The organism is Chryseobacterium oleae, assembly GCF_900115055.1.
Lineage (GTDB): Bacteria > Bacteroidota > Bacteroidia > Flavobacteriales > Weeksellaceae > Chryseobacterium > Chryseobacterium oleae.
Genome location: NZ_FOVD01000002.1, coordinates 677,449 through 690,300 on the forward strand (window position 1 = coordinate 677,449; position 12,852 = coordinate 690,300).

Here is a 12,852-nt window from a genome sequence, read left to right on the forward strand (position 1 = left end):
TGTGCAGGAGTATAGTTTAAAGTTTTTACTATCAACTGACAACCAGCAACTGGTTATCCATTCACCAATAATTCAAGGCTTCTCAACGCTTTTCCGCTTTCCAGACTTTCTTTAGCCATTAAGAGACAGTCTTCATAAGTTCCGAATTTCTGAGTGTGGAAGAGGGCAGTGGATGCATTGGCAAGTACTACAGAGTTTTGTTGTATTGAACCGTTTCCTTCCAGAATATTTCTGAATATTTTTGCAGATTCCTGAGGTGTTTCACCAGCCAGAATACTTTCCGGGCTTACGGACTCAAATCCCAGATCTTCCGCGGAGTAAATCTCTTCTCCGCTTTTCGTGATAATTTTACTGTCCTGAGTAAGACTTATTTCGTCATAACCATCCAATCCGTGGACAAGGATAAATTCACGTTCTTCTTTCTGCAGAAGGTATTGGTAAATTCTTGCTATTTCAAGATTGTAAACACCAATCACGGAATATTTCGGCTTTGCAGGGTTAACTAATGGGCCCAGAAGATTGAAAAATGTTCTCAGTCCCAACGCTTTTCTCAAAGCACCTACAGACTGAAGGGCAGGATGAAAATACGGAGCGTGCAGGAAACAGATATTGGCCTTATCAAGATCTTTATTTAACTCGTCTGAATTGTTTTTGAACTGATAGCCAAGCTCTTCCATGACATTGGATGATCCGGTAGTAGCAGATGCCCCATAATTTCCGTGTTTGGCCACTTTCTGCCCTGTTCCGGCCACAACAAAGCTTGCCAGTGTTGATATATTGATGGTGTTTTTACCATCGCCTCCGGTTCCTACAATATCCATTGTATCATGATGGTCAAGATGTACAGGGACGGCCATCTGCAAAAGAGCTTCTCTGAAACCTTCCAGTTCTTTTAGGGTAATGTTCCGCATCAGAAAAACACTGATAAAGGCGGTCACTTCTGCCGAATTAAATTTATTCTGAGCAATCTCAATCATGGTTGCCTTCGCCTCAGATTTAGACAAAGTATGATGATTGAACAGGTATTGTAGTATTTCTTTCATTTGTGGAGTTTTTATGGTCGTTGAGGATAGAGATGTCATTGTATATTTTTTAACGCGGTTTCATTAATTCTTCTACAGAGCTGTAATTTAAATTCTTGGCAAGTTTTATTAAAAGTTCGTGATCAGCAAATTCTAAATCCAGATAAGCATGATCATGAAAAATATTGTACAAATCACAATCAGATTTAGGTGTTTCAAATAATTCAAGATAAAACTGTAACCTCTCGTTTACTCTGAAATCGCGGAGATCATTTGAAATTAAGGTCTGAGCGAATAATTCTGTCTGAAAGCCGGTCCAGTGGGGAATATCTTCTTTTATTCTTTCTAAAATATTCTGGCTTCCGTTTTTGATCATGTACATAATATCTGTGGTGCCATGATCTTCGTTCCACCAGTCGCTGTCTTTATTTTCATGTTCCAGAATGTAAGCGTAAATCTGAAGAACTTCTTCATCAGAACTTTGGGTTCTGTTGTTTTGAGCATACGTTTCTTTTTGGGTAAGAAACCGTTCAAAGTCTTGCCTGGTCATCTCAGTTCAGTAAAAAATTTCGGATAATCACTTCTCCATCCGGAGTTAAAATGCTCTCCGGGTGGAACTGCACGCCATGTACATCATACGTTTTATGCTGCAGAGCCATGATCATTCCGTCCTTATCTACAGCTGTGATTTCAAGCTCTTCCGGGAAACCTTCCGGATTGACTGCCCAGCTGTGGTATCTTCCCACTTCCATTCCTGAAGCCAGGTTTTTGAAAATTTTGGTATTTTCTTTAACCAGTTCTGCAGAAGTGGCTACCCCGTGGAAAATTTCTGAAAGATTAATCAGACTTCCTCCGAAAGCTTCTGCAATAGCCTGTTGACCAAGACATACACCCAGAATACTTTTAGTAGGAGCATATTCTTTAATCAGATCCAGTAATATTCCGGCTTCCTCAGGAATTCCAGGGCCTGGAGACAGGATAATTTTATCATATTTTCCGATCTCTTCCAGTGTGATCTGATCGTTTCTTACGACATCTACTTTCTGATCCAAAATTCGTTCAATGATCTGAACAAGGTTGTACGTAAAGCTGTCGTAGTTATCAAAAACCAGAACTTTAAGTTGAGTAGGAGTTTCCGGTTGGTTTATATTGTTGCTCATTTTTTTGTTTTTTTAATGGATTGGGTAGGTTTGCTAGTTGTTGGTTATTGTTGACTTATCACTCATCACTTTTAACTCATCACTATTTTTCCGGCTTTGTCTACCGCTTTTTTCAATGCGTTTAATTTATTGTTTACTTCCTGCAGTTCATTTTCAGGGACAGATTTTGCCACCAGTCCAGCTCCGGCCTGATAATAAAGGGTGTTGTTTCTGCTTAAAAAAGTACGGATCATAATCGCCTGATTGCAGGTTCCGTTTAACCCGATCATCCCGATACATCCTCCGTAATAACCTCGGGAGTCTTTTTCGTATTGATCGATTAGCTGAAGGGCTTTATGTTTTGGTGCACCGCTTAGAGTTCCCTGTGGAAAGGTAGCGGAAACCATGTCAAGCGGATTAATATTTTCCGGAAGATCAGCCGTCACTTCGCTTACCATATGGATGACATGGGAGAAAAGCTGGATCTCCTTAAGTTTCGTAACAGTTACGTTTTTGCCCAGTTTTCCAAGATCGTTTCTGGCAAGGTCTACCAGCATGGTGTGCTCTGCATTTTCCTTAGGATCGTTTTTCAAAGCCTCAATGGACTGCAGATCCGTTTCCAGATGTCCTGTTCTTTTAAAAGTTCCTGCAATAGGGTGGATGATGGCTTTGTTGTCCTTAATAATCAGTTGACTTTCAGGGCTTGAACCGAATAATTTATAATTTCCGTAATCAAAAAAGAAAAGATAAGGAGAAGGGTTGATATTTCTAAGGGCACGGTACACATTGAATTCGTCCCCTTTGAATTTCTGTTCAAACCTTCTGCTTAACACCAATTGGAAAACATCCCCTCTCATACAGTGTTTCTGAGCTGTTTTTACCAGTTCGATATATTCTTCATCGGTAAGGTTAGAAGTTTCGTTTTCTACTTTTTCGAAAGGGTAGACCGGAGTATTCTGGTTTCTGATCAGATTTTCAAGCAGATAAAGTTCAGATTTTAAACCCGGAATCTGATTTTCAATAATGTGCATCTCATCATTGTAGTGGTTGATCGCAATGACATATTGATAGAGTCTGTAACGTAGAATCGGAATTTCCACTTCCGGACTCTGTGGCTTCAAATGGATATCTTCAAAGAACTGTACCGCTTCAAAACTGGTGTATCCAAAAAGACTCTGAGCGGTCTGTTCAATAGGATCGTGCGTGGTTTCACATTCGAAAGTACTTTGAAACTCCTCAAAGATGTCGGTGATATTTCTGTCTCCGATCAACTGTTTGACAGGATCTGAACCCGGAAGTTTGATTTCAAATTCAGTCAGGTTTTTCACTTCAATTCCAGCCACAGCATTCACAGCAATAAAGGAAAAGTTATTGTCAATATTCTTGGAGTCTGAACTTTCCAAAAGAATCGTATCCCTGAACCGGTCTCTGATCTGCAGATAGATATTCATCGGAGTATAAAGATCTCCTAGTGTTTTCTTTGAATCGGTTTTTATTTTAATTTTTTGAGTAGTCATGTGACGTGTATTTTTGTTTTGAGTGAAATAAAAAAAGGCTTTAACGGAATCCGTCAAAGCCTATATATTGTGTATTTTAATTATTCTGCTAAACCATTAGCAACATGACAATACCTCCAGACCCGACGAAGAGTTTGAAAGCCACCACCAAATATTGTTGCTCATATTAAACATGGGACAAATGTAGAAATTTTTTTAATACAAAAACAAGAAAAAGTCCGAAAATTAAAAAACTTAAAATAGAAATCCTTTATTTAAGCTGCTTCAGCTCTGTTTTTAATTCCTCGATTTTCGCTTTGTATTCTTCACTGCCATAGCTTTTTACATAATCTTCGAGGGCGGAAATATATTCTTTAATGAATTCCTTATTTGTTTTGTCCGCCTGATATTTAATCTTGGCTGATTCTATCGGGGCCAATTTTTCATACTTCAGCCTATTGCTTCCTTCTTCAGATTGATTATAAAGAATCACGATGTTTTTCTCGTACCCCGGGATATATTTTACAGGGAAATATTGGCCCATCGCCGGAATCCTGATGGCATTTTCAATAGGGTAGATCGTGGCACTGGTCGTAGAAAAGAAGGTTGAGGTGAATTTTCCGTTCTGCTTTTTGACAATCGCTTCGTAATCATGGATATACATATCATTCAACGTGGAATTGGTTTCTACATCCGAGGTGATGATGGCTGTACTCTCAACGCCGTATTTATTGAGAAACCATGCATTCAGATATTGTCCGGCAACACCATTCAATATAGCTAAAGGAATAATAGGTGCAAGAAACCAGGCCTTTTTAGTCACAAAAGAAAGCAGACCAAAGAATGCCAGGAGAATAATCACAGTATAAAAACCATGATGACTGGTGAAAAACATAATTTTGGAGATGAAAATCATAGCTTAAATTTAAAACTATCGGCACAAATAATCATTATCTAAACATTAATTTTCCGGAGAAATATTGGTAACGCGAACATTTGTCATGAATTTAAACGCTTATTTTTTATATTTTTGTCTAAATTTTATTAGAAAAAATAATGAGAAAAGTATTAGCAATTGCATTTATCGGAAGTTTATTAGTGGTAAACTGCTCTAAAAAACCAGACCATACATTACAGGACAGCAACACAATGCTTGAAGAGCCTGAAACTACAACAGTAGTAGACTCTACAGCTAAGAAAGCGGCTCCTGCTGCAGCTGCAATCCCTGCACCGGCTACTCCTGAAGCAGCTAAAACAGATTCTACTGCAGCAAAAAAATAATGAAAAAACTCCTTTTGGCAGGAGCGTTGGGATTTTTGATCCTATCCTGTTCTAAAAAAGAAAATACGGAGGCACAAGGTGTACCCTCTGAGACATCCGCTGTTTCAGAGCCGGTAAAGACTAATCTTTCAGGTGATCAGATCATCGAAACATTAGACTGCTCAGGATGCCATGCCGTGAATGAGAGAATGATAGGACCTTCTTACAAAGAGATCGCAGAAAAATATTCGGATAAAGATATTGAAATGCTGGCCTCGAAGATCATAGAAGGCGGAAGCGGAGTTTGGGGAGGTGTTCCTATGGCTCCTCATCCACAGGTATCTAAAGAAGATGCTAAAAAAATGGTAGAATATATTTTGAGTCAGAAAAAATAAATATGACTACTGAAAAATCCAGTCTGCACACAAGAAATCTGCATCGCAATCCCTATGATTTTGATCAGCTTATTTCTTGTGTGCCAGAACTGAAACACTATGTTTTCGTTAATGCTTACGAAACGAAGACCATTAATTTTAGTCTTCCCAAAGCGGTGAAACTGCTGAATCAGGCATTACTTTTACATTTTTACAACATTAAAAACTGGGATATTCCTGAGGCCAACCTGTGTCCTCCTATTCCCGGACGTGCCGACTACATCCATTATATCGCAGATCTTTTAGCGGAACAGCAAGCTGAAATCCCGACCGGGACTTCTGTCTCAGGTTTAGATATCGGAACCGGGGCAAATCTTGTTTATCCCTTGCTAGCCCACAGATCTTACGGTTGGAAAATGCTTGGAACAGATATCAATAAAGATTCGTTAGACAATGCTCAGCAAATTTTAGATCACAATCCGGATTTATCATCTGTTATCCATTTAAAACAGCAGCCCGATTCCCATCATATCTTCAAAAATATCATCGAGACTGGTGATCATTTTACATTTTCTATGTGCAATCCTCCTTTCCATGATTCTGAAGAATCTGCCATGAAGGGAAATCTCAGAAAAACAAAAAATATCAATAAATCAAAGGCTAAAAAGCCTCTGCTTAATTTTGGCGGACAGCAGTCGGAATTGTGGTGTGAAGGCGGTGAAATCGCTTTTATCTCAAAAATGATTGAGGAAAGTGTTCAGTATTTCTCACAGGTCCTTTGGTTTACGTGTTTAGTTTCTAAAAAAGATAATCTTCCTAAACTAAATTCCCTTTTAAAGAAAGTTAAAGCAGTAGATATTAAAACTATCGATATGGCTCAGGGACAAAAAGTAAGCAGAATGCTGGCGTGGACTTTTATTCCTCAGAAAGAGAGGAAAGCTTGGTTTTAAAGTGAATTGTCAATTTTGCTGTGCAAGTCAATGGTGAATGATAATCTGGGTGAATAGTTTTACTGTCAGGATGATAAAGTGAATTGTCAATTTTGCTGTGCAAGTCAATAGTGAATACTAATGCATACAAAAAATTCACGGCGAAGCCAATTCACAATTGACCATTCACATTTAATTGCCAGTTCTAATGATAATCTGCATCAATAAAATTCACGGCGAAGCAAATTCACCATTGAGCATTCACAATTAAAAAAATCATCATTGACAAATCACCAAAAATGCCTAAATTTGTACGCTTTTAGAAAAATAAGAAATGCAATTATCAGAACAAGAAATCATTAGAAGAGAAAAGCTGAACAAGCTTACTGAAATGGGAATAAATGCGTTCCCAGCGGAGGAGTATACGATTACAGATACTACAGAATCTATAAAACAGGATTTTTCTGAGAATAAACAGGTGAAGATCGCTGGTAGATTGATGTCCCGCAGAATTCAGGGGAAGGCTTCTTTTGCTGAATTGCAGGACTCTAAGGGTAAGATTCAGGTGTATTTCAACAGAGACGAGATCTGCCCGGGTGATGATAAAGAACTGTACAATGAAGTGTACAAGCACCTTTTGGACATCGGAGATATTATCGGTATCGAAGGAACTTTATTCACGACTCAGGTAGGGGAAATGACGATTTTAGTAAAGAACTTTACGCTTCTTACAAAATCTTTGCGCCCATTACCGCAGGCTAAAACTGACGAAAACGGAGTAGTGCATGACGGATTCAATGATCCGGAATTAAGATACAGACAGCGTTATGTTGACCTGATGGTAAACCCTAATGTAAAGGAGGTTTTCGTTAAAAGAACCAAACTTTACAATGCCATGAGAACGTTCTTCAATGAGGCAGGATATTTTGAGGTGGAAACACCCATACTTCAGTCTATTCCGGGAGGAGCAGCTGCGAGACCGTTTATTACGCACCATAATTCTTTAGATATTCCTTTATATTTAAGAATTGCTAATGAATTATATCTGAAAAGACTTATTGTAGGTGGTTTTGACGGGGTATATGAATTCTCAAAAAACTTCAGAAATGAAGGGATGGATAGAACGCATAATCCTGAGTTTACCGTAATGGAAATCTATGTAGCCTATAAAGACTACAACTGGATGATGGATTTTACTGAAAAATTACTGGAATTCTGCGCGACTCAGGTTAATGGATCTTCGGAAGCAAAATTTGGTGAGCATCAGATCAGTTTCAAAGCCCCTTTTGCAAGAGTATCTATGACAGAGGCTATTATAAGATATACAGGTTTCGATATTACAGGGAAAACGGAGCAGGAATTATTTGATTTTGCTAAATCTATCGGAATTGATGTGAATGAAACGATGGGTAAAGGAAAATTAATTGATGAGATTTTTGGCGAAAAATGTGAAGGAAACTTCATCCAGCCTACTTTCATTACAGATTATCCTGTGGAAATGTCTCCATTAACAAAGAAGCACAGAAGCATAGAAGGTTTAACAGAGCGTTTTGAGCTTATGGTTTGTGGAAAAGAAGTAGCGAATGCTTATTCTGAATTAAATGACCCGATTGACCAGAGAGAACGTTTTGAAGATCAGTTAAAATTATCTGAAAAAGGAGATGATGAAGCAGGCCAGTTTATTGATGAGGATTTCCTGAGAGCATTGGAATACGGAATGCCGCCAACCTCAGGAATGGGAATTGGGATGGACAGACTGATCATGTTCCTTACGAACAATGCATCTATCCAGGAAGTATTATTCTTCCCTCAGATGAGACCGGAAAAAATAGTTCCTCAGATTGAATTGGGTGAAGATGAAAAGGTGATTCTTGAAATTTTGAAATCAGGAGAACAGCTTGCCTTGAATGATGTGAAACAGCAAAGTCAGCTTTCCGGTAAAAAATGGGACAAAGCGTCTAAAACTTTGACTAAGAATAATTTGGTGAAAGTAGAAAAGATTGATGAAGTTCTTTTAATGAAACTCGCATAATCTTACTTTAAAATAAATAAAAACCGGTACAGAATCACTCTGTACCGGTTTTTTTATCTCTATATTCAGATCTTACTTTCTCTGCTTACTGAATGAAGCCATCAGATAAAACAAAAACGGAAGGATAAACAAAGAGCCGAGCATCAGTGCCCAACCCAAAGCATTAATGGTTTTTGGCGGAGCCATGTGTTCCAGTAATGACAGATGCTGTCCGTTTCCAAGCAGGATGATATCGGGATTGTGCTGATAGGTCGCTGCAATCAGGATCATCACCATCTGAAAACCTGCCAATGCCCGTACAGGAAGCAGCTTTCTCCGGTGAAGGGCTCGAAGGATCAATCCTAAAGCCACAGTAGCAAAGGAAATCGCCATGATTCCCAATGGTTTTGAAAATACCCACATCACAAGAGGAATATCAGAAATATATGCGGTCAAAAATACCAGCATCCCCGTAACCACAACAAAAACCATCGTCTGTCTGGATTTTTTGATCATCAGGGTAAGATCCATTTTATCACGGGTTTCCCTTAATGAAAAGATAGAAGCCAGATAAGCGCAAAGTGCCACTGTAAAAAGACCTACGGAAACACCGAACCAGTTCAGCCAGCTGAATATATATAAGTCTAAAAATCCAACTGCATCAGGATTGATTGAATGTGAAACCGTTGCAGCAGCGATCAGTCCTAAGAAAAACGGAGTCAGCAGGCTTGCATAATAGAAAACCTGCGTATATAAAACCTGCATATTGTCTTTCACCGCATCATAATGTCTGAAGGTAAAAGCTGTTCCCCTTGCAATAATACCTAAAAGCATCAGAACCAGAGGGATATGAAGGTAGGTGGACATCGTAGTGTAAATCTCAGGAAATCCTACAAAAAGGATCACGATCGCAATGATCAGCCACATATGATTGGCCTCCCAGACCGGTGCGATCGATTCGTACATAATCTCCTGGGTTTTGTGACGGGCTTTTTTATGGGTAAAAAGCTCTACAATTCCGGCTCCGAAATCAGCACCGCCCAGAATGATATACAGGCAGATAGAAAGCCATAGAAATCCTATTACTACGTAGATCATGATTTTTTGTTTTTATCGTTAAACTGAGCGTCTGTAGGGTCGTAAAGTTTAGGTACCATCTGGATCTGTCTCTTTAAAAGGAAGATAATGATCAGGGATAATGATACGAAAATAGCGGTGAAGAAGTAGAAGGAATACTGTATTCCCGGCATTGGAGTCACGGCATCTACTGTTTTCATAATTCCATAAATGATCCAGGGCTGTCTTCCTACTTCGGTCACTGTCCATCCTGCTTCAAGGGCAATATACCCAAAAGGAGTAGCGAACAGGAATGTTTTTAAAAGCCAGTTTTTAGTCAGCCATTCCTTTCTAAAGAAGAAAGCATACAGGTAAATACTTCCGATAATGATCATGACCACCCCGAAAAAGATCATAATCTGGAATGCATAGTGAACAACAGCTACCGGAGGCCACTCGTCTCTTGGGAAATCATTTAATCCTTTCACTTCATGATTGAAATCGTTGCTCACCAAAAAGCTTAATACTTTTGGAATTTTAATGGCATATTTTACTTCACCTTTTTCCTGATCCGGAATTCCGCCGATAATGAAGGGGGCTCCTTTTTCAGTTTCAAAGTGAGCTTCCATCGCTGCCAGTTTTATAGGTTGTCTTTCAGCAACAGATTTAGCCGCAACATCACCACTTAAAGGCGCTCCGAATGCTCCGATTAAAGCAAATCCGGCCGCAATCCTGAATGCTTTGGTATGGAATTCCACATTCTTTTTCTTCATAATTAAAAAGGCATGAACGCCTGCAACGGCAAATCCGGTTGCACAGAACGCAGCCACCGTCATATGAAGAGCCTGAGGAAACCAGGCGTCATTAAACATCGCTTTTATAGGATCTATATTTAAATACTGTCCGTTGATATAATCGAAACCTGTCGGTGAATTCATCCATGCATTAGCGGCAACCACAAGAATACCGGAAGCCAGTCCGCTAAGACCTACCAGAAATCCACAGAACCAATGGAACCATTTATTGAATTTTTCCCAGCCATATAAAAAGAATCCGATGGCAATGGCTTCAATAAAAAATGCGGTTCCCTCAAGAGAAAACGGCATTCCGAAGATGGGTCCGGCGTGTTTCATAAATCCCGGCCACAGAAGTCCAAGCTCAAATGAAAGCATGGTTCCTGAAACGGCACCAGTGGCAAAAAGAATCGCAACTCCCTTGCTCCAGGCTTTTGTAAGGCCTTTGTATACTTCATTATTGGTCTTAAGGTATTTCCAGTGAGCGAAGGCCATCAGAAAGGGCATCACCATTCCCACACAGGCGAAAATGATATGAAAGCCCAGCGAGAGAGCCATCTGCGCGCGGGCTGCAATAAAATCATCCATATAATCAACTTTTGAGTAAATAAATTTAAGCATAAAATACGGATGTATAATATGATTTTATACAGATGCTATTTGAGAAATAGGTAATAACTTTAAACTTTTTTAGATAAAACACGGTTCTATTTTATTATAATCTCCACTCTTTTTTTGACATATTTTAACTTTCATAAGTCGAAAAAAATCACGATATTTGTAGGTCTTTGCATTAGGCAAAATTTATTAATTTTATATGAGTCAAAAACAATATACAGCTAGCAGTATCCAGGCCTTAGAGGGTATGGAACACGTTCGACTAAGACCATCAATGTACATTGGAGATGTAGGAGTAAGAGGTCTTCATCATTTGGTTTATGAAGTAGTAGATAACTCTATTGACGAGGCTTTGGCAGGGTATTGCGATACCATTTGGGTAACGATCCACAAAGGAGAAAGTATTTCTGTAAAAGATAATGGTAGAGGGATTCCTGTAGATTTTCACGAAAAAGAACAAAAATCTGCTCTAGAGGTTGTCATGACTAAAATCGGAGCAGGTGGAAAATTTGATAAAGATTCTTACAAAGTATCCGGAGGTCTTCACGGAGTAGGGGTATCTTGTGTGAATGCACTTTCTACACTATTGGTGGCTACAGTAAGCCTTAACGGTAAATTATATCAACAAAAATATTCAGAGGGAAAAGCCCTTGCAGATGTTGCTGAAATAGGAACTACTGCTGAGAGAGGAACAGAAGTTTTCTTCCAGCCGGATGCTACGATCTTTCAGGAAACTACTTACAACTACGATACTCTTGCAACAAGATTACGTGAATTGGCTTTCCTTAACAAAGGAATCACCATCACACTTGTTGATGAGAGAGCAGAAAACGAAGACGGATCTTTCGCGATGGAGGTTTTCCATTCGGAAGGTGGTTTGAAAGAATTTGTTGAGTTTATCGACGGAAACAGAGAGTCTATCATGGAGAATGTGATCTTCATGGAAGCAGAAAGAGATGATATTCCTGTAGAAGTGGCGATGCGCTATAACACGTCATTCAGCGAGAATCTTCACTCTTACGTAAACAATATCAATACCCATGAGGGGGGAACTCACCTTGCAGGTTTCAGACGTGCTTTGACAAGAACACTGAAGAAATATGCTGATGATTTAGGTATTCCTCAGAAAGAAAAAGTAGAAATTACCGGTGATGACTTCCGTGAAGGATTGACTGCTGTGATTTCTGTAAAAGTAATGGAACCTCAGTTTGAAGGACAGACCAAAACGAAACTAGGGAACTCTGAAGTTTCAGGAGCTGTAGATAAAATTGTAGGGGAAATGCTGACCAACTTCCTTGAAGAAAACCCAAATGAGGCGAAAATTATCGTACAAAAGGTAGTTTTAGCCGCAAAAGCAAGACAGGCAGCGAAGAAAGCCCGTGAGATGGTTCAGAGAAAATCTCCGATGGGAGGTTCAGGGCTTCCGGGGAAATTATCCGATTGTTCATCCAAAGATCCGGCAGAATCTGAACTATTCTTAGTAGAGGGAGATTCCGCAGGTGGAACCGCTAAGCAAGGTAGAGACAGACATTTCCAGGCTATTTTACCATTAAGAGGTAAGATTCTGAACGTTGAAAAATCAATGCTTCATAAAGTATATGACAACGAGGAAATTAAAAATATCTATACCGCTCTTGGAGTTTCTGTAGGTACAGAAGAAGACAGCAAAGCCCTGAATATGGCTAAGCTGAGATATCATAAAGTAGTGATCATGACCGATGCCGATATTGACGGATCTCACATCTCTACCCTGATTCTTACCTTCTTCTTCAGATTTATGAAGGAACTTATTGAGAACGGATATATCTATATTGCTCAGCCGCCTTTATATTTATTAAAGAAAGGAAACAAAAAGATATATGCCTACAACGAGAAAGAGCGTGAAGAATTCACTTTGGAAATGGCTCCGGACGGAAAGGGTGTGGAAGTTCAGCGTTATAAAGGTCTTGGGGAAATGAATCCTGAGCAGCTTTGGGAAACAACCCTGAACCCTGAACACAGAATCTTAAAGCAGGTGACGATTGATAATGCAGTGGAGGCGGATAGTATTTTCTCAATGTTAATGGGAGATGAGGTACCACCAAGAAGAGAATTTATCGAGAAAAATGCAAAGTATGCTAAGATTGACGCATAATTGTTATTAAAAATATATC

The 12,852-nt window shown here is 39.2% G+C and carries 12 protein-coding genes; 5 read left to right on the forward strand and 7 right to left on the reverse strand.

The genetic code is table 11. The features are described from left to right. Positions 1 to 53: 53 nt before the first annotated feature. From trpD to BM143_RS10110, 5 genes are all read right to left on the reverse strand, one after another. Positions 54 to 1,043 carry an anthranilate phosphoribosyltransferase gene (gene trpD, locus BM143_RS10090; protein WP_090024353.1) on the reverse strand — a complete coding sequence of 330 codons (990 nt, stop codon included), beginning with the start codon at positions 1,041 to 1,043 and terminating at the stop codon, positions 54 to 56. 49 nt (positions 1,044 to 1,092) lie between these two features. After that, on the reverse strand, positions 1,093 to 1,572 hold the full coding sequence (locus tag BM143_RS10095) for a hypothetical protein (protein ID WP_090024354.1): 480 nt from the start codon (positions 1,570 to 1,572) through the stop codon (positions 1,093 to 1,095). A 1-nt stretch (position 1,573) separates the two neighbouring features. Further along, positions 1,574 to 2,182, reverse strand: coding sequence for an anthranilate synthase component II (locus BM143_RS10100; RefSeq protein ID WP_090024355.1), 609 nt, complete (start codon positions 2,180 to 2,182; stop codon positions 1,574 to 1,576). 71 nt (positions 2,183 to 2,253) lie between these two features. Then, a complete protein-coding gene (locus BM143_RS10105) occupies positions 2,254 to 3,678 on the reverse strand; it encodes an anthranilate synthase component I family protein (protein ID WP_090024356.1) in 1,425 nt (474 codons plus the stop codon). A 250-nt stretch (positions 3,679 to 3,928) separates the two neighbouring features. Then, positions 3,929 to 4,573 (reverse strand): hypothetical protein, encoded by a 645-nt coding sequence (locus BM143_RS10110; protein WP_090024357.1) that lies wholly within the window; start codon positions 4,571 to 4,573, stop codon positions 3,929 to 3,931. Positions 4,574 to 4,713: 140 nt separating this feature from the next. On the opposite strand from BM143_RS10110, the gene BM143_RS10115 reads away from it, so the two are divergent. The 4 genes from BM143_RS10115 (at position 4,714) to lysS (ending at position 8,252) form a co-directional block, all read left to right on the forward strand. Then, complete coding sequence (locus tag BM143_RS10115; protein ID WP_090024358.1) at positions 4,714 to 4,938, forward strand: hypothetical protein; 225 nt, start codon at positions 4,714 to 4,716, stop codon at positions 4,936 to 4,938. Continuing rightward, on the forward strand, positions 4,938 to 5,312 hold the full coding sequence (locus BM143_RS10120) for a c-type cytochrome (protein ID WP_090024359.1): 375 nt from the start codon (positions 4,938 to 4,940) through the stop codon (positions 5,310 to 5,312). The genes BM143_RS10115 and BM143_RS10120 overlap by 1 nt, the downstream gene beginning before the upstream one ends. Before the next feature lie 2 nt (positions 5,313 to 5,314). Further along, positions 5,315 to 6,241 (forward strand): 23S rRNA (adenine(1618)-N(6))-methyltransferase RlmF, encoded by a 927-nt coding sequence (gene rlmF / locus BM143_RS10125; RefSeq protein ID WP_090024360.1) that lies wholly within the window; start codon positions 5,315 to 5,317, stop codon positions 6,239 to 6,241. 313 nt (positions 6,242 to 6,554) lie between these two features. Then, positions 6,555 to 8,252, forward strand: a complete 1,698-nt coding sequence (gene lysS / locus BM143_RS10130) for a lysine--tRNA ligase (protein ID WP_090024361.1) — start codon at positions 6,555 to 6,557, stop codon at positions 8,250 to 8,252. 72 nt (positions 8,253 to 8,324) lie between these two features. Here lysS and BM143_RS10135 read toward each other — a convergent pair whose 3' ends face one another. Continuing rightward, positions 8,325 to 9,329, reverse strand: coding sequence for a cytochrome d ubiquinol oxidase subunit II (locus BM143_RS10135; protein WP_034726344.1), 1,005 nt, complete (start codon positions 9,327 to 9,329; stop codon positions 8,325 to 8,327). Continuing rightward, positions 9,326 to 10,669, reverse strand: a complete 1,344-nt coding sequence (locus BM143_RS10140) for a cytochrome ubiquinol oxidase subunit I (RefSeq protein WP_090024470.1) — start codon at positions 10,667 to 10,669, stop codon at positions 9,326 to 9,328. The genes BM143_RS10135 and BM143_RS10140 overlap by 4 nt, the downstream gene beginning before the upstream one ends. Before the next feature lie 229 nt (positions 10,670 to 10,898). On the opposite strand from BM143_RS10140, the gene gyrB reads away from it, so the two are divergent. Further along, positions 10,899 to 12,833: a DNA topoisomerase (ATP-hydrolyzing) subunit B gene (gene gyrB, locus BM143_RS10145; RefSeq protein WP_090024362.1), complete on the forward strand. Its 1,935-nt coding sequence runs from the start codon at positions 10,899 to 10,901 to the stop codon at positions 12,831 to 12,833. Positions 12,834 to 12,852 lie beyond the last annotated feature (19 nt).